This is a genomic window from Amycolatopsis roodepoortensis (genome assembly GCF_024628825.1).
GTDB lineage: Bacteria > Actinomycetota > Actinomycetes > Mycobacteriales > Pseudonocardiaceae > Amycolatopsis > Amycolatopsis roodepoortensis.
The window spans coordinates 2,214,353-2,239,204 of sequence record NZ_CP102415.1 but is presented as its reverse complement, the minus strand read 5'-3'; the positions used below and the strand labels follow the sequence as shown (position 1 = coordinate 2,239,204).

The 24,852-nt window shown below is 69.9% G+C and carries 25 protein-coding genes; 18 read left to right on the top strand and 7 right to left on the bottom strand.

Going from position 1 to position 24,852, the window contains the following annotated elements:
• Nucleotides 1–72: 72 nt before the first annotated feature.
• The 3 genes from NQK81_RS10310 (at nucleotide 73) to NQK81_RS10300 (ending at nucleotide 3,512) form a co-directional block, all read left to right on the top strand.
• On the top strand, nucleotides 73–1,317 hold the full coding sequence (locus NQK81_RS10310; protein ID WP_257488003.1) for an aspartate aminotransferase type Ic: 1,245 nt from the start codon (nucleotides 73–75) through the stop codon (nucleotides 1,315–1,317).
• Between the two features lie 87 nt (nucleotides 1,318–1,404).
• A complete protein-coding gene (locus NQK81_RS10305) occupies nucleotides 1,405–2,352 on the top strand; it encodes a ferritin-like domain-containing protein (RefSeq protein ID WP_192745518.1) in 948 nt (315 codons plus the stop codon).
• 65 nt (nucleotides 2,353–2,417) lie between these two features.
• Nucleotides 2,418–3,512 carry an FAD-dependent oxidoreductase gene (locus tag NQK81_RS10300; RefSeq protein ID WP_257488002.1) on the top strand — a complete coding sequence of 365 codons (1,095 nt, stop codon included), beginning with the start codon at nucleotides 2,418–2,420 and terminating at the stop codon, nucleotides 3,510–3,512.
• Between the two features lie 188 nt (nucleotides 3,513–3,700).
• On the opposite strand, the gene NQK81_RS10295 is transcribed toward NQK81_RS10300, so the two are convergent.
• Nucleotides 3,701–5,491, bottom strand: coding sequence for an AMP-dependent synthetase/ligase (locus NQK81_RS10295; RefSeq protein WP_126734872.1), 1,791 nt, complete (start codon nucleotides 5,489–5,491; stop codon nucleotides 3,701–3,703).
• Nucleotides 5,492–5,616: 125 nt separating this feature from the next.
• Between NQK81_RS10295 and NQK81_RS10290 the strand changes: the two genes are divergently transcribed.
• Genes NQK81_RS10290 through NQK81_RS10260 form a run of 7 tightly spaced genes read left to right on the top strand, consistent with a single transcriptional unit; the run spans nucleotide 5,617 to nucleotide 10,709 of the window.
• The gene (locus NQK81_RS10290; RefSeq protein WP_192745515.1) at nucleotides 5,617–6,027 is read left to right on the top strand and encodes a polyketide cyclase / dehydrase and lipid transport; all 411 of its coding nucleotides are present in this window, start codon (nucleotides 5,617–5,619) and stop codon (nucleotides 6,025–6,027) included.
• A gap of 8 nt (nucleotides 6,028–6,035) precedes the next feature.
• A complete protein-coding gene (locus tag NQK81_RS10285; RefSeq protein ID WP_126734870.1) occupies nucleotides 6,036–6,824 on the top strand; it encodes a metallophosphoesterase family protein in 789 nt (262 codons plus the stop codon).
• A 27-nt stretch (nucleotides 6,825–6,851) separates the two neighbouring features.
• Nucleotides 6,852–7,292, top strand: coding sequence for an SRPBCC family protein (locus tag NQK81_RS10280; RefSeq protein WP_257488001.1), 441 nt, complete (start codon nucleotides 6,852–6,854; stop codon nucleotides 7,290–7,292).
• 14 nt (nucleotides 7,293–7,306) lie between these two features.
• Complete coding sequence (locus NQK81_RS10275) at nucleotides 7,307–8,449, top strand: ArsA family ATPase (RefSeq protein ID WP_257488000.1); 1,143 nt, start codon at nucleotides 7,307–7,309, stop codon at nucleotides 8,447–8,449.
• Nucleotides 8,446–8,865 (top strand): hypothetical protein, encoded by a 420-nt coding sequence (locus NQK81_RS10270; protein ID WP_126734868.1) that lies wholly within the window; start codon nucleotides 8,446–8,448, stop codon nucleotides 8,863–8,865. The genes NQK81_RS10275 and NQK81_RS10270 overlap by 4 nt, the downstream gene beginning before the upstream one ends.
• A gap of 16 nt (nucleotides 8,866–8,881) precedes the next feature.
• A complete protein-coding gene (locus tag NQK81_RS10265) occupies nucleotides 8,882–9,841 on the top strand; it encodes an ROK family protein (protein ID WP_257489733.1) in 960 nt (319 codons plus the stop codon).
• 4 nt (nucleotides 9,842–9,845) lie between these two features.
• On the top strand, nucleotides 9,846–10,709 hold the full coding sequence (locus tag NQK81_RS10260; RefSeq protein WP_257487999.1) for an NUDIX domain-containing protein: 864 nt from the start codon (nucleotides 9,846–9,848) through the stop codon (nucleotides 10,707–10,709).
• On the opposite strand, the gene NQK81_RS10255 is transcribed toward NQK81_RS10260, so the two are convergent.
• Genes NQK81_RS10255 through NQK81_RS10245 form a run of 3 tightly spaced genes read right to left on the bottom strand, consistent with a single transcriptional unit; the run spans nucleotide 10,706 to nucleotide 13,139 of the window.
• Nucleotides 10,706–11,848, bottom strand: a complete 1,143-nt coding sequence (locus tag NQK81_RS10255) for a glutamate--cysteine ligase (RefSeq protein ID WP_126734866.1) — start codon at nucleotides 11,846–11,848, stop codon at nucleotides 10,706–10,708. The genes NQK81_RS10260 and NQK81_RS10255 overlap by 4 nt on opposite strands.
• Nucleotides 11,849–11,868: 20 nt before the next feature.
• Nucleotides 11,869–12,372 carry a hypothetical protein gene (locus tag NQK81_RS10250; protein ID WP_257487998.1) on the bottom strand — a complete coding sequence of 168 codons (504 nt, stop codon included), beginning with the start codon at nucleotides 12,370–12,372 and terminating at the stop codon, nucleotides 11,869–11,871.
• Nucleotides 12,369–13,139 (bottom strand): alpha/beta hydrolase, encoded by a 771-nt coding sequence (locus NQK81_RS10245; RefSeq protein ID WP_257487997.1) that lies wholly within the window; start codon nucleotides 13,137–13,139, stop codon nucleotides 12,369–12,371. The genes NQK81_RS10250 and NQK81_RS10245 overlap by 4 nt, the downstream gene beginning before the upstream one ends.
• A 216-nt stretch (nucleotides 13,140–13,355) precedes the next feature.
• Between NQK81_RS10245 and NQK81_RS10240 the strand changes: the two genes are divergently transcribed.
• The gene (locus NQK81_RS10240) at nucleotides 13,356–14,117 is read left to right on the top strand and encodes a lysophospholipid acyltransferase family protein (RefSeq protein WP_126734863.1); all 762 of its coding nucleotides are present in this window, start codon (nucleotides 13,356–13,358) and stop codon (nucleotides 14,115–14,117) included.
• 20 nt (nucleotides 14,118–14,137) lie between these two features.
• Complete coding sequence (locus NQK81_RS10235; RefSeq protein ID WP_016332795.1) at nucleotides 14,138–14,623, top strand: polyadenylate-specific 3'-exoribonuclease AS; 486 nt, start codon at nucleotides 14,138–14,140, stop codon at nucleotides 14,621–14,623.
• Nucleotides 14,624–14,687: 64 nt separating this feature from the next.
• On the opposite strand, the gene NQK81_RS10230 is transcribed toward NQK81_RS10235, so the two are convergent.
• Nucleotides 14,688–15,764 (bottom strand): 3-deoxy-7-phosphoheptulonate synthase, encoded by a 1,077-nt coding sequence (locus NQK81_RS10230; RefSeq protein ID WP_257487996.1) that lies wholly within the window; start codon nucleotides 15,762–15,764, stop codon nucleotides 14,688–14,690.
• A gap of 282 nt (nucleotides 15,765–16,046) precedes the next feature.
• On the opposite strand from NQK81_RS10230, the gene NQK81_RS10225 reads away from it, so the two are divergent.
• Together NQK81_RS10225 and NQK81_RS10220 are read left to right on the top strand one after the other, a co-directional pair.
• Complete coding sequence (locus tag NQK81_RS10225; protein WP_034322513.1) at nucleotides 16,047–17,072, top strand: 6-phosphofructokinase; 1,026 nt, start codon at nucleotides 16,047–16,049, stop codon at nucleotides 17,070–17,072.
• Between the two features lie 132 nt (nucleotides 17,073–17,204).
• Nucleotides 17,205–18,722 (top strand): amidohydrolase family protein, encoded by a 1,518-nt coding sequence (locus NQK81_RS10220; protein WP_257487995.1) that lies wholly within the window; start codon nucleotides 17,205–17,207, stop codon nucleotides 18,720–18,722.
• A 19-nt stretch (nucleotides 18,723–18,741) separates the two neighbouring features.
• Here NQK81_RS10220 and NQK81_RS10215 read toward each other — a convergent pair whose 3' ends face one another.
• Nucleotides 18,742–20,184 (bottom strand): aromatic amino acid ammonia-lyase, encoded by a 1,443-nt coding sequence (locus tag NQK81_RS10215; RefSeq protein ID WP_192745505.1) that lies wholly within the window; start codon nucleotides 20,182–20,184, stop codon nucleotides 18,742–18,744.
• 38 nt (nucleotides 20,185–20,222) lie between these two features.
• Entirely contained in the window at nucleotides 20,223–20,693 is a 471-nt protein-coding gene (locus NQK81_RS10210) for a group II truncated hemoglobin (RefSeq protein WP_257487994.1), read from the bottom strand.
• 104 nt (nucleotides 20,694–20,797) lie between these two features.
• Between NQK81_RS10210 and NQK81_RS10205 the strand changes: the two genes are divergently transcribed.
• The 4 genes from NQK81_RS10205 (at nucleotide 20,798) to pyk (ending at nucleotide 24,843) form a co-directional block, all read left to right on the top strand.
• Entirely contained in the window at nucleotides 20,798–21,139 is a 342-nt protein-coding gene (locus NQK81_RS10205) for a winged helix-turn-helix transcriptional regulator (protein ID WP_192745503.1), read from the top strand.
• Nucleotides 21,140–21,349: 210 nt separating this feature from the next.
• A complete protein-coding gene (locus NQK81_RS10200) occupies nucleotides 21,350–22,570 on the top strand; it encodes a glycoside hydrolase family 18 protein (RefSeq protein WP_257487993.1) in 1,221 nt (406 codons plus the stop codon).
• Between the two features lie 72 nt (nucleotides 22,571–22,642).
• Nucleotides 22,643–23,308: a DUF2461 domain-containing protein gene (locus NQK81_RS10195; RefSeq protein WP_016332804.1), complete on the top strand. Its 666-nt coding sequence runs from the start codon at nucleotides 22,643–22,645 to the stop codon at nucleotides 23,306–23,308.
• 110 nt (nucleotides 23,309–23,418) lie between these two features.
• Entirely contained in the window at nucleotides 23,419–24,843 is a 1,425-nt protein-coding gene (gene pyk, locus NQK81_RS10190) for a pyruvate kinase (protein WP_126734855.1), read from the top strand.
• The last annotated feature ends 9 nt before the right edge of the window (nucleotides 24,844–24,852 follow it).

Here is a 24,852-nt window from a genome sequence, read left to right as displayed (position 1 = left end):
CGGATCTTGTGCGCACGGGGCCTAGGGCCACCCTCGTCTCACACCGGAACGCCGCCGGGTTTAGCGTTAGGCATGACCACTGCACCTGTCGATGTCGAGAGCGCCCGCCGCGACTACGCGGCCCTCGTCGACCGTGGCCTCTCCCTGGACATCACCCGCGGCAAGCCGTCCCCCCGCCAGCTGGACCTCGCCGACGGGCTGCTCGCCCTCCCCGGAGACGTGCGCAAGGCCGAAGACGGCACGGACGTCCGCAACTACGGCGGCCTCAAGGGCCTGCCCGAGCTCCGCCGCATCTTCGCCGGGCCGCTGCAGGTCCCGGCCGAGCAGCTGCTCGCCGCGGGCAACTCCAGCCTGGAGCTGATGCACGACTCGATCGTGCAGGCCTTCCTCAGCAAGCTCCCCGGCGCCGAGCGCCGCTGGGCGGACGAGCCGAGCGTCAAGTTCCTGTGCCCCGTGCCGGGTTACGACCGTCACTTCGCGCTGGCCGAGCGCTTCGGGATCGAGCTGATCCAGGTGCCGCTCACCGAGACCGGCCCGGACATGGAGGTCGTCGAGCGCCTCGTCGCCGAGGACGCCGCGGTCAAGGGCATCTGGTGCGTGCCGAAGTACAGCAACCCGACCGGCGTCACCTACAGCGACGACACCGTGCGCCGCCTGGCCACGATGACCACGGCCGCCCCGGACTTCCGGATCTTCTGGGACAACGCCTACGCCGTGCACCACCTCACCGACGAAGAGGCGCGGCTGGCGGACCTGCTCGCGCTGGCCACCGAGGCCGGCAACGCCGACCGCGTGTTCGTCTTCGGCTCCACCTCGAAGGTCACCTACGCGGGTGGCGGTGTCGGCTTCTTCGGCGCCTCCGAGGCGAACCTGGCCTGGTGGACCGGCCTTATCGGCAAGCGGACCATCGGCCCGGACAAGGTCAACCAGCTCCGCCACGCGCAGTTCCTGCGCGACGAGGAGGGCGTCCGCGAGCACATGCGCAAGCACGCCGAGCTCATCGGGCCGAAGTTCGCGGCCGTCGACGAGATCCTGACCAAGGAACTGGGCGAATCGGGCCTCGCGTCCTGGACCAAGCCGACCGGCGGGTACTTCATCTCGCTGACCGTGCCGTCCGGGACCGCCAAGGAGGTCGTGCGGCTGGCCAAGGAGGCGGGGATCGCCCTGACCCCGGCCGGCGCGACCCACCCGTACGGCGACGACCCCGAGGACGCCGTCATCCGCATCGCGCCGACGTACCCTGAGCTGGCCGAGGTCGAAGAGGCCATCCGCGGTCTCGCCGTCTGCGTCCGCCTTGCCGCGGCGACGAAGAAATAAGTTCGAGATCTTCTCCAATCCGGGTCACGGGTGGTTCCGAACGTCCGAGTGGGTGGGTGTGCACCGCAAAGACGAGAGGAACCACTCGTGTTCGGAAAGCCCTTCGTTCGTACCCTGATCTCGCGCAGCGCCGAGAACCGCACGGATCGCCGCCGGTTCCTGAAGGCCGCGGGCGCGGCGGGGCTCGGTGTGGTCGGCGCGACCTACCTCGGGGTGCAGGCCACTTCGTCCGCATCGGCGACGGGTGAGGCCGCTGCCGCCGCGGAAGCCCCTAGTGACGCGGCCGTGCTCAACTTCGCGCTCAACCTGGAGTACCTCGAAGCCGAGTTCTACTCCTTCGCCGTCCACGGCCGCGGGCTGCCGGACGACCTCACCGGCGGCGTCGGCGCCCAGGGTGGGGTCGTCGGCGGCAAGAAGGTCATGTTCCACGACAAGACCCTGCACCAGTTCGCGAAGGAGATCGCGGGCGACGAGGTCGCGCACGTCAAGTTCCTGCGCGGCGCGCTGGGCGAGGCCGCGGTGTCGCGGCCCGAGATCGACCTGAAGAACAGCTTCACCGCCGCCGCCCGCGCGGCCGGGCTGATCAGCGAGTACCAGCAGTTCGACCCGTTCGCCAACGAGAAGAACTTCCTGCTGGCGGCGTTCCTGTTCGAGGACGTCGGCGTGACGGCCTACAAGGGCGCCGCTCCGCTGATCACCAACAAGACCTTCCTGGACGCGGCCGCGGGCATCCTGGCGGCCGAGGCCTATCACGCCGCCACCATCCGGACCTCGCTGTTCGACCGCGGCCTCGGTGACGCGGCGGCCAAGATCTCCAACGCCCGCGACACCCTCGACGGTCCCGGCGACGACGACCAGGGCATCCTGCTCGGCAACCAGGCCAACATCGTGCCCGCCGACGCCAACGGCATCTGCTTCGGCCGCGGCGCGGACAGGGTGCTGAACGTCGTCTACCTGAACCCCGGCCCGGTGAAGGAGGGCGGGTTCTTCCCCAAGGGGGTCAACGGCGACATCGTCGCCAGCGGCGGCGCGTAACCCTCTCCGTCGGGTCGCCGTTTCCCGGTAGGTTCGGGTGACGGCGACACGACAGGGGGTCAGCGGTGAAGGCTGTGATCATCGGCGGCGGTATCGCGGGCACGGTGACCGCGATGGCGTTGCAGCGGGCCGGGATCGAGGCGAGCGTCCACGAGGCGTATCCGTCCGGCGGCGAAGACGCGGGCGCGTTCCTGACGATCATGCACAACGGCATGGACGCCCTGCGCGCGATCGGCGCCGAGGGGCCGGTGATCGACAAGTCCTTCGAGGCGGTGGGCCTGGAGTTGGTGACGCCGGACGGGCGGACCGTCGAACGGCGGTCGTTCGACATCGACGGTCTCGCCGGGCCGCGCACGATGACCCGCGCGGCGCTGTATCGCGTGCTGCAGGAGGAGGCGATCTCGCGCGGGATCGCCTTCGAGCGCGGGAAACGGCTGGTCTCCGCGACACCGGGGGTCGCTCGCTTCGAGGACGGTTCCGTGGCCGAGGGCGACATCCTGATCGGCGCCGACGGGCTGCGCTCGGTCGTCCGGACCATCATCGACCCGGACTGCCCGCCTCCGCGCTCGACGGGCCTCGACGTCGTCTACGGCTACACGACCGACCCGGGCGTCCCGCAGGCGCCGTCCCTCTATCGGATGATTCAGAGCCTGCATGCCTACTTCGGCTACACGAGCACGCCCGACGGTGCGACGTACTGGTTCGCGCGGCTTCCCACGGCCGAGGGAGTGCGCTCGGGCCTGTCGCCAGCCGAATGGCGCTCGGCCGCGTTCGCCGCTTTCGAGGGGGAACCGTTGCCTGCCGCGGAAATCATCGAGTCCACCGGGGACGACGTCTTCGGCGGGCATTCCTACGACGTCCCCTCGACGCCGGTGTGGTTCACCGAGTCGATGGTGCTCGTGGGCGACGCGGCGCACGCGGCCTCGCCCGCCGCGGGGCAGGGCGCGTCGATGGCGTTGGAGGACAGTGTCGTGCTGGCGCAGTGTCTGCGGGATCTTCCCGACGCGCCAACGGCTTTCGCGGCCTACGAGCGGCTGCGGCGGGCGCGGGTCGAGGAGCTGGTGGCCGGCAGCGCGGCGGTGTCGTCGGGGACGACGTCCGACCGGGACCGGAACTGGCTGTACCGGCACCACATCGAGTGGGACGCGAAGATCGGCTGAAGGGCGCTTTCGCCGCGCAGGTGGGGTGTCCCGAAGGTCACCTTCGGGACGGCTCTGTCCACAGTGGATGATCGTCGGAGGCGTTGCGAAAGCCACTTTCGCAACACCCAGCCTGGCCCGCTCAAGTACGTGAAGGCCCCCTTCACTGCGCGAGACGCAGTGAAGGGGGCCTTCACGTACTCACGAGCCTACTTCTTGTACAGGGCCTCGATGTCGGTCGCGTAGTTCTTGTTCACGATGTTGCGCTTCAGCTTCAGGCTCGGCGTGATCTCGCCGCCTGCCTCGGTGAAGTCCTTCGAGAGGATCGTGAACTTCTTGATCGCCTCGGCCTGCGAAACCGCGCTGTTGGCCTGATCGACGGCCGTCTGGATCTCGGCGCGCAGCTCGGCGTCGTCGGCCAGGTCGGACACCGAGGCGTCGGCGGGCTTGCCGTGCTGCGACTTCCACGACGGGAAGTACTCCTCGTCGATGGTGATCAGCGCGCCGATGAACGGCCGCTGGTCGCCGACGACCATCGCCTGGCTGACCAGCGGGCTGGCCTTGATGGTGTCCTCGAGGCCGGACGGGGCGACGTTCTTACCGCCCGCGGTCACGATGATCTCCTTCTTGCGGCCGGTGATCTTGAGGAACCCGTCCCGGTCCAGCTCGCCGAGGTCGCCGGTGTGGAACCAGCCGTCTTCGAGCGCTTCGGCGGTCGCTTCGGGGTTGTTGAAGTAGCCGCTGAAGACGACGTCGCCCTTGAGCAGGATCTCGCCGTCTTCGGCGATCCGCACCGAGGTGCCGGCGACCGGGCGGCCCACGGTGCCGACGCGGAATCCGTCCTGGGTGCCGACGCAGGCGGCGGCGGACGTCTCGGTCAGGCCGTAGCCTTCGAACACCGGGACACCGATGCCGCGGAAGAAGTGCGCGAGCCGCACGCCGAGCGGGGCACCGCCGGACACCGCGGCCACGCACCGGCCACCGAGGGCCGCGCGCAGCTTGGTGAACACCAGCTTGTCGAACAGCGCGTGCTTGATCTTGAGGCCCAGCCCGGCACCGCCGGTGTCCTGGGCCTGGCTGTACGCGACGGCGGTGGCTTCGGCGGCGTCGAAGATCTTGCCCTTGCCGTCACCGTGCGCCTTCTGCTTCGCGCCGTTGTAGACCTTCTCGAACACCCGCGGCACGGCGACGACGAACGTCGGCCGGAAGGTGCCGAGGTCGGCGACGAGGTTCTTGACGTCCGAGGTGTGCCCGAGGGTCACCCGCGCGCTGAGCGCGGTCACCGCGATGGCGCGGGCGAGGACGTGCGCGAGCGGCAGGAACACCAGCAGCGAGTTGCCCTGCTCCATCAGCTGCGGGAACGCGGCGATGTCGGCGCGGATCTCGGCGAGGAGGTTCCGGTGGGTCAGCTCGACACCCTTGGGGCGGCCGGTCGTCCCCGAGGTGTACACGATCGTGGCCAGGTCGCCGGCCTTCACCGTGCGGCGGCGCTCGTGCAGGTCGTCGTCGCTGAGCCCGGCACCCTGCTCGGTGAGGCGTTCGACGGCGCCCCCCTCGATCTGCCAGGTGTGCTCCAGGGCGTCGAGACGGCCCTTGACGGTCTCCAGCGTCGCGACGTGTTCGTCGGTCTCGACGAACACGGCCTTCGCGGCCGAGTCCGAGAGGATCCAGTGGACCTGCTCGGCCGAGGACGTGTCGTAGATCGGGACGGTGACCGCGCCGGCGGCCCAGATCGCGAAATCGATCAGGGTCCATTCGTAACGGGTCTTGGACATGAGCCCGACTCGATCGCCCGGAGCGATGCCCGCCTCGGCCATTCCCTTGGCCACGGCCAGAACCTGGGCGGCGAAGTCTTTGGCGGTGACGTCCAACCAGGTACCGTCGACCTGGCGGCGGAAACTCACCACATCGGAGAACCGCTCGGCGTTCGCCCAGACGACGTCGGCGAGATTTTCGTCGTCGTTCACCGGAGTGGCGGCGGGGGCGCTGTATTCGCGCACGAGGAACCTCCGTGTTCGCGTGCAAGTGGTGTGACCGGTGTTACCCGCCAGTCAACTTAGCGTGCCGTGCACCTTAAGACCATGCTGACGAATCGGCCATACCCAGGGCATGACATTCTGCCGCTGTGAACCAGGCGCCGCCAGCTCTCGACATCGTCGACGAGACCTTCATCGTGGTCCCGCCCTCCACCGTCGCCGCCGCCTTCGCCGATCCGCGATCTTGGTCACGTTACTGGCCGGACCTCGTCCTGGAGGTCTACACCGACCGTGGCGACCAAGGACTGCGCTGGACCGTGCGCGGCGCCTTGATCGGTACCATGGAGGTCTGGCTCGAGCCGGTGCTCGACGGCACTTTGCTGCACTACTTCCTGCGTGCCACGCCCGCCGGTCCGGACGGGGAGCCTCGTCCGCTCCAGGCCCGTGACCTGCGGCGGGAGTTCGATCGCAGGGCCCGTGCCGCCAAGGCGATCGCGCTCGGGCTCAAGGAGGTCCTCGAGGACGGGCGCGAGCCCGGGGTCGGTCCCCGGGCCGAGTAGGGGAGAGCATGCGGGTTCACGTGGTGTCGGACGTGCACGGCAACGCCGACGCGCTCAAACGCGCGGGCGACGGCGCCGACGCGCTGATCGTGCTGGGCGACCTGCTGGACTTCGTCGACTACCGCGAGCACGACAAAGGCATCATGGGCGCGCTGTTCGGCGCCGAGAAGGTCGGCGAGTTCGCGCGGCTGAGGCGTGAGGGCACTCGTGATGAGACCGTTGCCTTCTCGCGATCGTTGTGGGCCACTTTGGCCGATCCCGCCGCCGCGGTCGGCGAGGCGATCCAGGACCAGTACGCCGTCCTCTTCGGAGCGCTGACCGCGCCGACGTTCGCGACCCCCGGCAACGTCGACGACCCGTCGCTGTGGCCCGAGTTCGCCGGCGACGGCATCACCGTCCTCGACGGCGAGGTCGCCGAATTCGGCGGGCTGCGCTTCGGGTTCATCGGCGGCGCGCTGCTCCCGCCGAACGTGGTCCCGCGCCGCAACGGCTTCTGGCGGCCGTACCTGCGCACCCGCGAGGAGTACGACGTCGCGGTCGCCGGCCTGGAGAAGGTGGACGTCCTGTGCACCCACATCCCGCCCGCCGTCCCGGAACTGACCTACGACGTGATCGCCCGGCGCTCCGAGATCGGGTCGGCGGCGCTGGTGGATCTCATCCGCGAGCAGCGGCCGCGCTGGTCGGTCTTCGGGCACGTCCACCAGCCGCTGACCCCGAGGACGAGGCTCGGCAGGACCGAATGCCGTAACGTCGGTCACTTCAAAGAGACCTCTCAGCCGTACGTGCTTCGCTGGTGACCGCCGGTCCCGGCTAGAGTTCGGGGCATGGCCGAGCAGTCCACGCAGTCCATCGAGGTCGACGCCGAGCCCGCGCGGGTGATGGCCGTCATCGCCGACTTCCCCGCGTACCCGGAATGGGCCAAGGCCGTCCGGGAGACCGAGGTCCTCGCCGAGGACGACAACGGCCGCGCCAAGCAGGTGAAACTCACCCTCGACGCCGGACCCATCAAGGACGTCTACACCCTCGAGTACGACTGGGACGCCGACGGCCACGGAGTCAGCTGGCACCTGGTCAAGGGGCAGATGCAGAAGGCCCAGAACGGCCGCTACGCCCTCGAAGCGCTGGACGCCGGCCGCACCAAGGTCACGTATACGCTGTCCGTCGAGCTGGCGCTGCCGATGATCGGGCTGCTGCGCCGCAAGGCCGAGAAGATGGTCATGGACACCGCGCTCAAGGAGCTCAAGAAGCGCGCTGAAGCATCCTGAGTCGAAGGGTAGGCATGCGGATCCTGCTGTTCACCGGCAAGGGGGGTGTCGGCAAGACCACGCTGGCCGCGGCGACGGCGGCGGCACTGGCCGGGCGGGGCAGGAAGACGCTCGTGGTCTCGACTGACCCTGCGCATTCCCTCGGTGACGCCTTCGGCCGCGCGCTCGGCGGCGAACCGTCCGAAGTGGACACGCTGCTGCACGCCGCCCAGATCGACACGCGCGGCCTCGTCGACAGCACGTGGCGCGAGCTCCGGCAGGAACTCCAGATCGCGCTCGCGGGAGCGGGTCTCGACTCGCTCGACGCGGAAGAGCTCACGGTGGTGCCCGGCGTCGACGAACTCCTCGCCCTCACCGAGGTGCAGCGCCTCGCCGAGCACGGTCCCTGGGAGACGGTCGTCGTCGACTGTGGACCGACCGCGGAAACGCTGCGCCTGCTGGCCTTGCCCGAAGCCGTCTCCGGCTACCTGTCGCGGATGTTCAAACCGGGCGCGCGGCGGACGGCGGCCGCGGTGCGGCGGCTCGGCGCGCACCTGGAGTCGCTGCGCACCCTGCTGACCGATCCGGCCACCACGACCGTGCGGCTCGTGCTGACGCCGGAACGCGTCGTCGTCGCGGAAGCCCGCCGCACGCTCAGTTCCCTTGCCCTGCGCGGAATCCTGGTCGACGGCCTGATCGTCAACCGGCTGATGCCCGCGCCCGGGTTCTGGCGCGGCGCGGCGGCCGCCTGGATGCGGACCCGGCGTACGCAGCAGAACACCGTCCTCGCCGAACTCGCCGACGCGGGTTTCGGGCCAGGGCAGGTGAAGCCCGTCGAGTATCGCGCGGTCGAGCCGGTGGGGCTCGAGGCGCTGCAGGAAATAGCGTACGAGCTCTACCAGGGGCTGGACCCCCTGGCGGGCAACGAAAAAGGGGTGACCCCGCTGTTGCGGGTGTCCGAATCGGACAGTGGCTACGAGCTGCGGATCGCGGTGCCGCTGCACCGTGACTCCGAAGTGGACCTGGCCAGAGTGGACGATGATCTCGCCGTCACCGTGGACGGTTTCCGGCGGCTGATCGCGCTGCCGGAGATGCTGCGCCCGTGCCGGATCACCGGTGCGGAATCCGACGCGCACGGCCTGGTCGTGAACCTGGCCGGGAACCGGGGACCCGGGTGAGCGAGAACGACGAGAACACCGGATCGGCGCCGCTCGACCTGGTCGAAGAGATCCGCCTGCTGGTCGAGCTGGTCGTCGAGCACGCCGCGCCGTGGCTGGAGGGGCTGATCTCCGCCGGGCACGGCTGCACCGACCACGATTCCGGCGAATGGTGCCCGCTCTGCGCCATCGTCGGGATCTTCCGGGGGGAGCGGCCCGAGTTCGTGGCCCGCCTGATGGAGCAGGCCGCGCAGCTCGTCGCGCTGCTGCGGGCGGTGCTCGCCGATCGATGGGAACCCGAGGCCGGCGTGCACATGCCGGGGTTCCAGCCTGCGCGGAAGGAGCCCACGGCCGAAGATGTCCAGGTGGGAGCTTCGCGGGTCCAGCACATCACGGTGACCAGGCGCGACGCTTGGCAGCCGGACCGGGAGAACTGAGTTGCTGACGGTAGGGGTGGACGTCGGGGGCACGAGTGTGCGCGCCGGCGTGGTGGACGAGCACGGCTCGCTGATGGACACGGCCAGGGTCGGGACGCCCAGCGGTGAGGACGCGCTCGAGGACGCCATCGCCGGGGTCGTCGAAGACCTCCGCAACCGGCACGACGTCTCCGGTGTCGGCCTCGCGGTCGCCGGGTTCGTCGCGAAGGACCGGCGGACGGTGATGTTCGCGCCGCATCTGTCCTGGCGTGCCGCGCCGGTCGCCGAGCGCATCGAAAAGCGGGTCGGCCTGCCGGTCACCCTGGAACACGACGTGAACGCCGCCGCGGTCGGCGAATACCGCTTCGGGGCCGCCCGCGGCGCTCATGTCGCCGCGCTGATCGCACTGGGCACCGGGATCGGCGCGGGACTGCTGCTCGACGGCAAGATCTACCGGGGCGCGTACGGCGTCGCGCCGGAACTCGGGCACCTGACCGTCGTCCCCGGCGGCAGGCCCTGCCCGTGCGGGAAGTACGGCTGCTGGGAGCGGTACTGCAGCGGGACGGCGCTGGCCGCCACGGCGGTGGAGCTGCTCGCGCGGCATCCCGGCCGCTCGACCGTCCTCGCGCGTGAGACCAGGGGAGACCCCGGTTCGGTCACCGGCCGCCGGGTCGCCGGTGCCGCCCGCGACGGCGACCCGATCGCCCAGCGCGCGATGACCGAGCTGGCGAAATGGCTGGCCGAGGGCCTGGCCCTGGTCGCCGACGTCTTCGATCCCGAGATCATCGTGATCGGCGGCGGGGTGTCCGAATCGGCGCCGCTGTTCCTCGACGAGGCGCGCGAACGCTACGCGGACAAGATCACCGGTGCCGGGCACCGCCCGCTGGCCCGGATCCGGGCCGCGCACCACGGCGACGATTCGGCGATCGTCGGTGCCGCCGCGCTCGCCGTCGACGCGGCGAAGGCTCCCGGTGCCCAGGTCGGTGTGACAGGCTGAAGCCGTGACCCGGCAGGACGGCAACGGCTTCGTGAAGTGCGACTTCGGGCATCTTCACTGGGGTTTGAACGGCGCCGCCGGGTTGTTGTTGTCCGATCCCGCGCGCGGTGTCCTGCTGCAGCGGCGGGCCTGGTGGGTCCATCATGGACGCACCTGGGCGCTACCCGGGGGCGCCGTCGAGGCGGGGGAGAGCCCGCGCGAGGCCGCCACCCGTGAGGCGCACGAGGAGGCCGACATCCCGCCCGGGCGGGTCCGCGCGCTGGCGGCGTCGCATGTCGACCACGGGAACTGGCGGTACACCACGGTCCTGGCCGCGCCGATCGGCCCGCTTTCGGCCAGGGTGACGAGTGCGGAGAGCGCGGAACTGCGGTGGGTCCGGGCGGCCGAGGTCGCGGACTTCCGGCTGCACCGGGATTTCGCGGCGGCGTGGCCGGGATTGAGGGAACACTTGGATCGCAGGCTGGTACTGGTGGTCGACGGCGCCAACGTCGTCGGGTCGCGGCCGGACGGCTGGTGGCGCGACCGGCATGGCGCTGCCGAGCGGCTGCGGGACAAGCTCGCGACCTTGTCCGAGACCGGGCTCGCCGATCCGGCACTGCCCGGCGGCGGCGGATGGTCGTGGTGGCCGAAGGTCGTGCTGGTCGTCGAGGGCAAGGCGCGGGGAGTCGCGGCCGTGCCGGGCGTCGAGGTCGTGGACGCTGAGTCCGACGGGGACTCCCGGATCGTGGCGGTCGCACGGGAGGCCCGGGCGGCCGGCCCCGACGACCACGTCGTCGTGGTGACCGCCGATCGTGAGCTGCGGTCCCGCGTCGAGGCTCTGGGCGCCACGACCTTCGGCCCCGGCACTCTTCTGGGCCACCTCGACTAAGGGCGCGCGATCTTCCCGTCCCGCATCTCCGCGATGAGCGAAGCGACGACGGCGCGGAGGCTGCCGTTGTACTGCTTCGCCACCGCGCGCTGACGCAGGTAGCTGGGCCCGCAGGTCAGGATCGTCTCCACCGACCGCAGTTCGTCGGCGCAGTCCAGGCGCCGGGCGACCGGTTCCAGCCGGTTCAGCAGGTCGTAGGTGTCGTCGGTGACCAGCCGCTCGTTGCCCGCCGCGTCGAGGATGACGATCGCGTCGACGCCGTAGCGCGCCGCGCGCCACTTGTTCTCCTGGACGTGCCACGGCGGCAGCGTCGGCAGGATCTCGCCGTCGTCGAGACGCGCGCTGAAGTCGTCGACCAGGCATTGGGTCAGTGCGGAGATCGCACCGACCTCCTCCAGCGTCGGCAGCCCGTCGCACACCCGCATCTCGATCGTCCCGAAATGCGGCGCGGGCCGGATGTCCCAGCGGATCTCCGAGAAATGGTCGATCACGCCCGTGGTGAACATGTCGTCGACGTAGCTCTCCAGCTCGGTCCACTTCCGGAACTGGAACGGCAGCCCGGCCGTCGGCAGCTGCTGGAACATCAGCGCGCGGTTCGACGCGTACCCCGTGTCCTCCGCGCCCCAGTACGGCGAAGACGCCGAAAGCGCTTGCAGATGCGGCGCGTACTTGAGCAGCGCGTCCAAGATCGGCAGAGCCTTGTCGCGGTGGTCGACGCCGACGTGCACGTGGACGCCGTAGATCAGCATCTGCCGTCCCCACCACTGGGTCCGGTCGATGAGCTTGGCGTACCGCTCCTTGTCGGTGACCTTCTGCTGGTACCACGTCGAGAACGGATGCGACCCCGCCGAGAACAGCTCGACGCCCAGCGGGTCGAGCACCGAGTGCACGACGTCCAGCGAGTCGTTCAGATCGGCCTTGACCTCGGCGATCGTGTCGCAGATCCCGCTGATCACCTCGATGGTGTTGAGCAGCAGCTCCTGCTTGATCTTCGGATGCTCCTCCTCGCCGTCCGGACGGACGGCGTCGAGCACCTGCTCCGCGACCGACGAGAGCTCACCGGTCCGCCGATCGACGAGGGCGAGTTCCCATTCCGCGCCGACCGTCGACCGGCGCGAGGGGGTGAAGTCGATCTTCATCTTCCGAATTGTCCGGCAGATCAGACCTGGGCGCCGTTGTTCGGATCCGCGCCGGGCGGCGGCCCCTGACGCACCCGCAGCAGGAGCAGGGCGATCGCGGTCGCGAGGGCGAGGATGCCGAGGGGGGTGCCGAGCCGGGTGCCCATGCCGATCAGGTTGGGCGCGATCAGGAGCAGCAGGCCGAGCAGGAAGAACAGCAGGACGATGAACGCGCCCTTGCGCGGACGCGGCAGGGGAGGCGGCTCGGGCGGCACGAAATGGCCCTCGTCGTCGCTCGGCCCGGAGGGGTCGTCCTCGAAGAGGGTCTTGTCCCAGCTGGTGCCGCCGCCGCGCCAGCCCGGTTCGGGTTCGGCGTCCGACGGCTCGGGCCGGGGTGTCTTCTCGGCGGGCTTCTCCGCCGTCTTCCCGGCCGGTTTCTCCACGTCGTCGTCGGGGAACAGGCCGACGCCCTCCGCACGGAGGTCGGCCACGATCTCGGCGAACGTCGCGTCGACGTCCTCCGGCCCGTCCTTGCCTCTGCTCATCCGGCGTCCACCTGTCCCGCCCGGCGCACGGACCGGGCGAAGTCCACCGTACGCGTGAAGATCAGGCCCGCGTCGTGGTCTTGCGTGGCGACGTGGAAGCTGTTCTCCAGCACCACCTCGGTGACGTCGTCGCTGCCGATCCCGTCCAGGATCACCTGGGAGTTGACCGGCTCCACGATGTGGTCGACGGCCGAGTGGAGCAGGAGCACCGGCTGGGTCACCTTGGCCAGATCCGCGCGGGTGACCTTCCACAGCTTCGCCAGGCTGGCCGCGGCGCGCACGGGCGTCCGCGAGTAGGCCAGCTCCGTCTCGCCGGGCTTCGCGATGTCGTTCGCCACGCCCGGCACCGACGGCAGGATCCTCGACAGGACCGGCAGCAGCTTGGCGTCCCGGCGCAGCGTCAGGATCGAGGGGTTCACCAGCACGATGCCGGCGATCCGGTCGCCGAACTCCTCGGCGAGCCGCAGCGTCAGCGTCCCGCCCATCGACATCCCGGCGACGAACACCGTCTCGCAGGTCGCGAAGAGCGCCAGCAGCTCTTCACGGACCGCGCCGTACCAGTCCTCCCAGCCGGTCCGGTTCATGTCCTGCCACCGGGTGCCGTGCCCGGGAAGGAGCGGGCAGCGCACCGTGTAACCGGCTTCGGCCAGATGGTCTCCCCAGGGCCGCATGCTCGCGGGGGTGCCGGTGAATCCGTGGCACAGCAGGAACCCTGCTTCGGTCGAACCGGTGTGAGCGAACGGTTCCGCGCCGGCGAGGACGGCCATGCGATCGCCTTCCGTGAGAGCTGGGTAGGTCTCCTATGTTCGCACGAGCGGAGCGGCTTGTGGGCCCCCGCTCTCACTTCGAAAATCGGGCGGGATCGGATGTGAGATCCGTCGCTGGGTGCGGGTAACCGGGTGGACTTCGTTGTGCCTGGGGTGCGCGATTCGTAGTCTTGACCATCGGGCGCGGGGGTTGAGCTGCTAGGAGGAGTTTTCGCAGTGCTGTACTGGCTCATGAAACACGTGTTTATCGGGCCACTGCTGAAGGCGCTGTGGCCCACCAAAGTCGTCGGCGTGGAGAACATCCCCGACGACGGCGGCGCGATCCTCGCGGGCAACCACCTCGCGGTCGCCGACTCCTTCTTCATGCCGCTGCGCGTCAAGCGCAAGGTGACCTTCCCGGCCAAATCGGAGTACTTCACCGAAAAGGGCTTCAAGGGCCTGCTGAAGAAGTGGTTCTTCACCGGCGTCGGCCAGTTCCCGATCGACCGCTCCGGCGGCAACGCCGCGCAGGCCGCGCTCGACACCGCGACCCGGTTGGTCCGCGAGGGCCACCTCCTCGGCATCTACCCCGAAGGCACCCGCTCCCCGGACGGCCGCCTGTACAAGGGCAAGACCGGCGTCGCGCGGATCGCGCTCGAATCCGGCGGCGTCGTGGTCCCGGTCGCCATGATCGGCACCGACAAGGTCAACCCGATCGGCTCGAAGATGTGGTGGCCGCGCCGCCTCGAGATCCGCTTCGGCAAGCCGCTCGACTTCTCGCGCTACGAAGGCCTCGCCGGCGACCGCTTCATCGAGCGGTCCATCACCGACGAGATCATGTACGCGCTCATGGAGCTCTCCGGCCAGGAGTACGTCGACATCTACGCCGCCAAGGCGAAGGAACTGCTCGCCGCCGAAGAGGCCGGGCTCCGCCCGAAGGTGCCCGCGCAGCCGTCCGCCAAGGACGTCGCCCGTATCCCGGACACCAAGGTCGGCTGAGGCCCCACTAGGGTTCTCCGGTGCGCTTTTTCTACGACACCGAATTCATTGAGGACGGCGTGACCATCGATCTGGTGTCGATCGGTGTCGTGGACGAAAGAGGACGCGAGTTCTACGCGGTCTCGACCGATTTCGATCCCGGCAAGGCAGGCCCCTGGGTCCGCGACAACGTGCTCCCGAAACTCCCGTCGCCCGCCGACCCGGCGTGGCGCAGCCGCGAGAAGATCCGCACGGATCTGCTCGAGTTCTTCGGCAAGCCGCCCGGCGGGATCGAACTGTGGGCCTGGTTCGCCGCTTACGACCACGTCGCGCTGGCGCAGCTGTGGGGGCCGATGCCCGCGCTGCCGCGCCAGCTGCCCCGGTTCACGCGTGACCTGCGGCAACGCTGGGAGGACGCGGGCAAGCCGAAGCTGCCCTCGGCGCCGGACGACCAGCACGACGCGCTGGCCGACGCGCGGCACAACTACCAGCGGTGGCAGATCATCGAGTCCTACTGGCACCGGTAGAGCCTTCGCCCTCGTGAGTGGTATGGACGGTTCTAACCGTCCATACCACTCACGAGGCCTGGAGTCAGCGGCGTGAGTCGACGGCCTCCGCGAGGGTGTCCAGCAGCTCCGCCGTCGTGTCCCACCCGAGGCACGCGTCCGTGATCGACTGCCCGTAGGTCAGCGAAGCGGCCGAGCCCAGCGTCAGGTCCTGCCGCCCCTCCACCAGGAAGCTTTCCAGCATCAGCCCCGCGATACCCCGCTCACCGGCACCGATCCGGTCGGCGAGTTCGCGGACGACCGTGGCCTGCCGCACGTGGTCCTTCGCGCTGTTGCCGTGGCTCGCGTCGATGATCACGCGCTCCGGCAGCCCCGACTTCGCCAGCCGTGCCAGCGTGTCGGCCACCGTCGCGGGGTCGTAGTTCGGGCCCGCCGAGCTGCCGCGCAGGATCACGTGGCAGTCCTCGTTGCCCGCCGTGGTGATCAGGGCGGCGAGACCGTCGGGGTTGATACCCGCGAAGACATGGCTGGCGCCGGCCGCGCGGGTGGCGTCGACGGCGACCTGGACGTCGCCCTCGGTGGAGTTCTTGATCCCGACCGGCATCGACAGCGCGCTGCACAGCTGCCGGTGCACCTGGCTCGCCGCGGTCCGCGCGCCGATGGAACCCCAGGTCACGGTGTCGGAGATGAACTGCGGGGTGACCGGGTCGAGGAACTCGCAGCCCACCGGCAGACCGAGCGCGGAGATGTCGAGCAGCAGTTTGCGCGCCATCCGCAGGCCGTGGTTGACCTCGTACGTGCCGTCGAGCCCGGGGTCGTTGATGAGCCCCTTCCAGCCGAGCGTGGTCCGCGGCTTCTCGAAGTAGACCCGCATGACGATGTGCAGGTCGCGGCGGTGTTCTTCGGCCTTGGCGGCGAGGCGGCGGGCGTAGTCGAGCGCGGCGTCCGCGTCGTGCACCGAGCAGGGCCCGACGACGACGAGGAGCCGGTCGTCCCGGCCGTCGAGGATGTCGACGGCCGAGGCCCGCCCGGCTAGGACGGTATCGGCGATCTCCGCCGTCATCGGATGTTCGTGCCGCAGCATCGCGGGCGACAGCAGCGGGCTGATGGCCGCCGTGCGGTGCCCGTCGAGGGCGATGAGGGTGTCAGCGGAGGGAGACATCGCGGGTCTGGTTCCTTTCGAAAGGGATACCGACCCGCGGGAACTCGCCGAGCCGGTGTGATTCCGGCTCGGGGTGGAGGTCAGCGCAGGTTCACGCGGCCGTGCCCACCCGGGGCCGGCTTCGTAAACCAGAAATAGCGCTGCACGGGGCCAAGCTAGCACATCGCGGGCGTGGACCGATTCCCGAGGTGGTCCGCCCTGCACCGATCCAGAGAACTCCCGCTACGCTGGCGGCGGGACATGTGACTGTCATCTCTACGGAACACAAGACGGAGGCTTCTCATGCGTGTCGGTGTGCTGACCGGCGGTGGCGACTGCCCGGGGCTCAACGCGGTGATCCGCGCTGTGGTGCGCAAGGGCATCGAGGTGCACGGCTGGGACATCGTCGGGTTCCGCAACGGCTGGAACGGTCCCCTCACCGGGGACAGCCGCCCGCTCGGCCTGAACGACGTCGAGGACATCCTGACCCGCGGCGGCACGATCCTGCGGTCGTCGCGGACCAACCCGTACAAGGTCGACGGCGGGGTCGACAAGATCAAGGCCGTACTCGCCGAGCAGCAGGTCGACGCGCTGATCGCGATCGGCGGCGAGGACACCCTCGGCGTCGCGAAGCGACTCACGGACGACGGCGTCGGAGTCGTCGGGGTGCCCAAGACGATCGACAACGACCTCGGCGCCACCGACTACACCTTCGGCTTCGACACGGCCGTCTCGATCGCCACCGAGGCCATCGACCGGCTGCACACCACGGCCGAATCGCACCACCGCGCCCTGGTCGTCGAGGTCATGGGACGGCACGCGGGCTGGATCGCGCTGCACTCCGGTCTCGCCGGCGGCGCGAGCGTGATCCTGGTACCGGAGCGGCACTTCAGCGTCGACCAGGTCGTCTCGTGGGTCGAGCGCCGGTTCGAGAAGGAGTACGCGCCGATCATCGTGGTCGCCGAGGGCGCGCTGCCCGAGGGCGGCGAGGAGAAGCTGCTGACCGGGGAGAAGGACGCCTTCGGGCACGTCCGGCTCGGCGGCATCGGCACTTGGCTGGCCGACGAGATCGCCGCCCGCACCGGCAAGGAGTCCCGCGCGGTCGTGCTCGGGCACGTCCAGCGTGGCGGCACCCCGACGGCGTACGACCGCGTGCTCGCCACCCGGTTCGGCCTCAACGCCGTCGACGCCGTGGCCGACGGTGACTTCGGCGTGATGGTGGCGCTGCGCGGCACGGATATCGTCCGCGTCAAGCTCTCCGAAGCCACCGCCGAGCTGAAGACCGTCCCGGTCGAGCGGTACGAAGAGGCCGAGGTCTTCTTCGGCTGAGCCCGGTTCGATGAGGAGGCCCCTTACTTTGTGCTGAATCCGGGTAAGGGGCCTTCGTTTTCTTGCGGCCCCGCCGCCGCGGCAAGTTGAATCGGCCATCTGGGGATCCAGGTGAAAGGGACGGCGGTTCTCATGGCGAGTGCGGGATCCAGTAGGCGCGAGTTCTTGAGGTTGCTGGCCGCCGGAGGGACCGGGGTGGCGTTCGCCGGGCTGCTGCCCGGCACGGCAGGCGCCGGCCTCGGCGAGCTCGTCGTCATCGCCGACGTCACGCTGATCGACGGCACGGGTGCCGCGCCACGGCCGGGCGTTTCGGTCGTGCTCGCCGGCGACCGGATCGTCCGGGTGGGCGGCTCCGCCGGGCTGCCGGAAATCGGTGGCGCGCGGGTGATCGACGGCCGCGGCAAATACCTCGTCCCGGGACTGTGGGACATGCACACCCACAGCGCGGACCTCGAAGACATCGTCCCGCCCCTGCACCTGGTCCACGGTGTCACGGGCGTCCGCGAGATGTGGGGGTACGCGGAGAACCGCGAGACGAAGGCCAAGATCGAACGCGGTGAACTGCTCGGCCCGCGTATGGTGCTGGCGAGCGGGATCGTCGACGGGCCGGTCACGCTGCTGGCGCCACCGGTGCTCCACGTGTCGACGGCGTCCGAAGCGCGAGCCGTCGTCCGCGCGGAGAAGGCCGCGGGCGCCGAATTCGTCAAGATCTACTCCTACCTCGGGCCCGGCGCCGTGCGCGCGCTCGCGGGCGAAGCCCGCGCACAGGGCCTCCGTTTCTCCGGGCACTGGCCGTACAAGCTGTCGCACCTCGAGGTGAGCGACCTCGGCCAGCACAGCCTCGAGCACTACTTCGGGGTGTCCATCCACTGCTCGTCCCGGCGCGACGAGATCCTCGGCAGGCTGGCGGAGACGCCCTACGACCCCGCGGCACCGCGTGCCTTCTTCGACCTGGCACGGCGGCTGGAGTTCGAGTCGGTCACCACATACGACCACGGCCGGGCGCAGGCCTACTTCGGCAGGCTGCGGCGCAACGGCACCTGGCATTCCCCGACGCTGACGATCAACCGGGTGGTCACGCAGCCCGCCGAAACCCACCAGCAGGACCCGCGGCTGAAGTACGTGCCCGCCGACGTCCGCGAGAGCTGGGCCAAGGGCATCGAACGGTTGGCGCCCAAGACGCCTGAGGACGTCGCCCTGCATGAGCGGTACTACCAGGAGACGCTGCGACTGGTCGGCGTCGCGCACGAAGCCGGCGTCGGGCTCGTCGGCGGCACCGACTGCCTCAACCCGTACACCTTCCCCGGCAGCGGGCTGCACGAGGAACTCGCCTTCCTGGTCGAAGCGGGGCTTTCCCCGGTGCAGGCACTGAAGACCGTCACGGGTGACGCGGCGAGGTTCCTCGGCAGGGAAGCGACGTCGGGCACCGTGGCGGTGGGGAAGGAGGCGGATCTCGTGCTGCTGGACGCGAATCCGGCCGCCGACATCCGCAACGTCGCGAAGATCGACACGGTGATCACCCGCGGCCGGATCCTCGGCAGGGCGGAGCGACAGCGGATGCTCGACGCCGTGGAGGTCGCCGCGAACCGGCCGACGACCACCACGAGCGCCCGGGTCCACGCCCTCGCCCGGCGGGGTTGCTGCTGCTGACCTCCCGGAACGCGGGGAGTCAGATCCGCGCGAGGGTGTCCAAAAGGGACACGGCACGCGCGATGTCCTCGGTGAGCGGCCGGTCCTCGACGCTGGGATCGAGCACCGCCGCGGCCGCCTCGTAGGCGTCCCGAGCGGGGAGGGAGACGAGGTCCGCCTTCCGCATCCGCAGCGCCCGGACGGCCGCGACCAGCTCGCACGCCAGCACCTGCTGGTACGCCGAGCCCGCCGCGGTCGCCGCCCGCGCGGCCTGGGTGGAGAAGCTCGCGTGGTCCTCGATCCCGCGTGAGACGACGGCGGTGCCCAGCGTCGCCGGGAGCGCGGCCTGCCGCAGTTCGGTGAGCGCGTCGTGCGCGACGTACTCCAGGATCATCACGCCCGAGCTGCCCGACGGCCCGGCCGCGAGGAACGGCCGCAGCCCGGTGAACTCCGGCTCCACCAGGTCGCCCAGCCGGGCCACCGACAGCTCGGCGACCTGGTGGACGGTCGCACGCACCTGGTCGAGCGCGGTCGAGACGTACGCGGTGTGGAAATGCGCGTGGTGGTAGGCGTCCTGATGCACCGTGGAGATCATCGGGTTCTCGGTGCTGGCGTTGATCTCCACCGCGAGCACGTCGCGCAAATAGTGGATCGCGTCGAGCGCGGGCCCCTGCACCTGCGGGAAAGCGCGGAGCCCGAACGGATCCTGGATGCGCCTGCCGGGTTTCGGCGTGCCCTCCATCCCGAGCAGCCGCCGCATCTCCGCCGCGCACGCGACCTGTCCGGCGTGCGGACGTGCCTCGTGGACGGGGGTCGCGTAGGCCTCCGGGTTCCCGTCGAGCGCGATGTAGGTCAGCGCGGCGACGACGTGGCTCGCCCGCGTCAGGGTGTCGAGCCGCATCGCCGCGAGGGTCGCTTCGGCCAGCGTCGCGGCGTTGCTGCTCATGAACGCGAGCGCGTCACCGGCCCGCACGGGCACCGGAGGCACGCTGCCCGCCAGCCACGGCCGTTCGCCGGTGAGGGCGAGCGCGGTCTCCGCCAGCGGCGCGAGGTCGCCGGTGCCGATCGCGCCCAGCCGGTGCACCAGCGGCAGCGCGCCGGTCCGCACGGCGGTGGCCAGCGCCCCGATCAGCTCGGGGCTGAGCCCCGAACGTCCGGCCAGCAGCTGGTTGAGCCGGATGAGCATCATCGCCCTGGTCTGGCCGGGGGACATGACGTCGCCGCTGCCACCCGCGTGACTGCGCAGCAGCCGCAGCCCGTGATCCGGCGACTCCCCCTCGCCGACCGGGTCCTCCTTGTTGGCGCCGACGCCGGTGGTGCGGCCGTAGACGATGCGGCGCGTGCTCAGCTCCTCGGCGAGTTTCCACGCGCTTTCCGCGCCGCGCAGCGCGGCGATCGAGACGTCGATACCCAGCGGGCCCTCGGTACTCGCGGCGGTCACGACGTCCGCGCAGCGCAGGGTCCGGCCGTCCACCCGGATCACGGCGGCCTCCTTTCACGACCGCCCCACTATGAACGCCTTCAGTCCGACGGCGGCCGCCAGGGCGGCCGGTTGCCCCAGTCCCACTTCGGCATGGGCTCGGGGACGGTGACCTCCCGGCCCGGTTGGGAGAACATCACCGCGAGCCTGCTGCCCCATTCGACGTACGCGGCGAACGCGGAGCGGAACTCCGGATCGGCGGGCAGCCCGGCCTCGTCGGCGGCGTCGAAGAGCAGGTTCACCCAGCGGCGGCGCTGCTCTTCGGTGATGGCGCGGCCGAGATGCCGCCCGACCATGTGCCGGTGGCCGCCGTGGTCGCGACCGTAGGTCTCCGGTCCGCCGAACACCTCGGCGAGCCAGACCGCCACGTGTTCGGGATGGCCGGGGTCCATGTCGCGGAAGACCGGCTCCAGCAACGGATCCTTCAGCACGTGGCCGTAGAAGACGGTGGTCAGCCGTCGCAGGGCGGGAAGCCCGCCCGCCCATTCGTACAACGTCGGCGTCTCGGTCACGTAGGGTCCTCCCAGCGGCGCTGATCTTCCGGTCCGGCAAGGCAACCACCCCGGATCGCTCGGGACAACCGCTTACTTTTCGGTGCGTGCCAACGGGAGTGACGATGAAGCGGTACCGCTGCGCGGTCGAGCTCGCGGTCGACGTCATCGGCGGCAAGTGGAAGCCGGTGATCCTGTCGCATCTCAAGGAAGGGGTGCACCGGTACGGCGAACTCCGGCGCCGGATGCCGGGCGTCAGCGAGAAGATGCTGACCCAGCACCTGCGCGAGCTGGAGGCGGACGGCCTCGTGCTCCGGGAGAGCCGGGAGGGGCGGGTGCCGCACGTCGAGTACCGGCTCACCGAGGAGGGGGAGCGGTTACGCCCCGCACTCGAGGCGCTCTACGACTGGGGAACCCGGCGCGCGGCGGACCGCGGGATCACGTTCGAGCCGTTACCGATTCACTGACTGCCGACGTCCCGCTATGGCGGGGCAGCTCGACTGGGGGGCCTGGGCCAGCTCAGCGAGGCTTTCGGCATATTCCCGTCGGAGAATGTTCGAAAATGTCCATCCGAAAGTCTTGGTCTGAACCATTGACGGTGTGGTCTAGTCCACTTAACTTGTGCGTGTCCCGCCGCAGTCCTCTCGTCACCGCTGGTGACCGGGAAGGGAGAACGCATGTCCCGTTTGAACAGGTTCACCGCGATCGCGGGTGCCGCGGCCGTCGCACTGGGCGCACTGGCCGTCGCGGCGCCGGCGCAGCAGGCGGCCGCCGAACCGGAAGCACCGGCGGCCTCGGTCGGCAAGGTACTCGGGTACTTCGCCGAATGGGGCGTCTACCAGCGGAACTACCATGTGAAGAACATCGACACCTCGGGCTCGGCGAGCAAGCTGACGCATATCAACTACTCGTTCGGCAACGTGACGAACGGTGGCTGCGCGATCGGTGACGCGGAGGCGGCGACCAGCAAGTTCTACGACGCCGCGGGCAGTGTGGACGGGGTCGCCGACAGCTGGGACACCGGGGCGCTGCGCGGGAACTTCAACCAGCTGAAGAAGCTCAAGGCCAAGTACCCGAATCTCAAGGTGCTGTGGTCCTTCGGCGGCTGGACCTGGTCCGGCGGCTTCGGCGAGGCGGCGAAGAACCCCGCCAAGTTCGCGGAGTCCTGCTACAACCTGGTCAACGACCCGCGCTGGGCCGGTGTCTTCGACGGCATCGACATCGACTGGGAGTACCCGAACGCCTGCGGTCTCTCGTGTGACACCAGCGGACCGGCCGCGATCAAGAATCTCGCGCAGGCGCTGCGGGAGAAGTTCGGCTCGAAGCTGGTCACCGCCGCGATCACCGCCGACGGCACCGACGGCGGAAAGATCGACGCGGCGGACTACGGCGGCGCGTCGCAGTACTTCGACTGGTACAACGTCATGACCTACGACTACTTCGGTGCCTGGGCCGCGCAGGGCCCGACCGCCCCGCATTCGCCGCTGACCGGCTACGACGGCATCCCGACCGCCGGCTTCCACTCCGACGCCGCGATCCAGAAGCTGAAGAGCAAGGGCGTCCCGGCGGGCAAACTGTTGCTGGGCATCGGTTTCTACGGCCGCGGCTGGACCGGCGTCACCCAGGAGGCCCCGGGCGGCACCGCGACCGGTCCGGCGGCGGGCACCGAGCCGGGCATCCAGGACTACAAGGTCCTGAAGAACACCTGCCCGGCCACCGGCACCGTCGCGGGCACGGCCTACGCGAAATGCGGCAGCGACTGGTGGAGCTACGACACCCCCGCGACCATCGGCGGTAAGGTCACCTACGCCAAGAACCAGGGGCTCGGCGGAGCCTTCTTCTGGGAGCTGTCCGGTGACACCACCGACGGCGAGCTGATCACCGCGCTGGCCAAGTAAGGCCTCTCCGACGGAAGCGCGTGAAGGCCCCCTTCACGCGCTTCCGTCGGTGCCGGGGATTACGGTCACCGCATGGGTTTCGAGGGTTTCGGCGAGTACGCCATCGACTTCTACGACGGTCTCGAGGCGGACAACTCCAAGTCCTACTGGGACGCGAACCTCGCCACCTACAAGGCCGACGTCCGCGCCCCGATGGAGGCACTGCTCGCCGAGCTGGTGCCGGAGTTCGGTGACGGCTTCGGCGAGGGCAAGGTGTTCCGCCCGTATCGCGACGTCCGGTTCGCCAAGGACAAGACGCCGTACAAGACCCACTGCGGCGCGGTGATCGAACAGGGCCGCGGCGGCGGCGCGTACTACGTCGAGGTCGGCCCGGCCGGGCTGCGGGTCGGCGGCGGCTGCTTCCACTTCGAGTCCGATCAGCTCGCCCGCTTCCGCAAGGCCGTCGACACCGAACTGCGCGGCGCCGAGCTGGCGAAGATCCTCGCGAAGCTGGAGAAGGCGGGCTGGGAGATCAAGGGGGACAGGCTCAAGTCGAAGCCGCGCGGGTTCGCCGAGGATCATCCCCGCATCGACCTGCTGAAGTACCGCTCCGTGTACGCCGTCCGCGGCTGGGAGCCCGACGACGTCCTGCACGAACGCGGCGCCCTCGACCGGGTGCGGAAGGCGTGGCGGCAGGTCCGCGCGTTCAACGAGTGGGCGCGGGACCGGGTCGGGCCGAGCGAGAAGCCGCGACGATAACCACCGAACCCTGATCGACGGTTGTCCGCCGCCCAGGTCAACTGACACTTTTCTTGAACTTTCGGTATCGGTACAGACGTATCCGCGATGAGGGACTACGCTGTGCGAACGTGAGCCGACGCGCGAAGATCGTTTGTACCCTGGGCCCCGCGACCGCTACGCCGGAGAAGATGCGGCAACTCGTCGACGCCGGGATGGACGTCGCGAGGATGAACTTCAGCCACGGGACGCACAGCGACCACAAGCAGGTCTACGACCTCATCCGCACCGCCGCCGCCGAATCGGGCCGCGCGGTGGGCATCCTCGCCGACCTCCAGGGGCCGAAGATCCGTCTCGGCACCTTCGCCGGCGGCCCGGTCGAGTGGCACAACGGCGACATCGTGCGCATCACCGTCGAGGACGTCGCGGGCACGCACGACCGCGTCTCGACCACCTACAAGGGACTCGCCGACGACGCGAAGCCCGGCGACCGTCTCCTCGTGGACGACGGCAAGGTCGGCCTCGTGGTCAAGGAGGTCGAGGGCCCGGACGTCGTCTGCGAGGTCACCGAAGGCGGCCCCGTCAGCAACAACAAGGGCGTCTCCCTGCCGGGTATGGACGTCTCCGTGCCGGCGCTGTCCGAAAAGGACATCGAAGACCTCGAGTTCGCGCTCGAACTCGGCGTGGACTTCATCGCGCTCTCGTTCGTCCGCTCGCCCGCCGACATCGACCTGGTCCACCAGGTGATGGACCGTGTCGGCAAGGGACGCCTCCCGGTCGTCGCGAAGATCGAGAAGCCCGAAGCGGTCTACAACCTCGAAGCCATCGTGCTGGCCTTCGACGCGGTGATGATCGCCCGCGGTGACCTCGGCGTGGAGCTCCCGCTGGAGCAGGTCCCGCTGGTGCAGAAGCGCACCATCCAGATCGCCCGCGAGAACGCGAAGCCGGTCATCGTCGCGACGCAGATGCTCGAGTCGATGATCAACAGCTCCCGCCCGACCCGCGCCGAGGCCTCGGACGTCGCCAACGCGGTGCTCGACGGCGCGGACGCGCTCATGCTCTCGGGCGAGACCAGCGTCGGCCGCTACGCCATCGACGTGGTCAAGACCATGGGCCGGATCATCGAAGCCGTCGAGACGGACTCGCCGGTCGTGCCGCCGCTGTCGCACGTCCCGCGCACCAAGCGCGGTGTCATCTCCTACGCGGCCCGGGACATCGGCGAGCGGCTGAACGCCAAGGCGCTGGTCGCCTTCACCCAGTCCGGTGACACCGTCCGGCGGCTCGCGCGGCTGCACACGCGGCTGCCGCTGCTGGCGTTCACGCCGGAGGAGAGCGTCCGCAGCCAGCTCGCGATGACCTGGGGCACCACGACACGGATCGTGCCGAAGGTGGGCTCCACCGACCAGATGATCCAGCAGGTCGACCACGCGATGCTCGAAATGGGCAAGTACGCCAAGGGTGACCTGGTGGTCATCGTGGCCGGTTCCCCGCCCGGGACCGTCGGCTCGACCAACCTCATCCGCGTGCACCGCCTCGGCGAGGACGACCACGCCTGACCCTGCCCC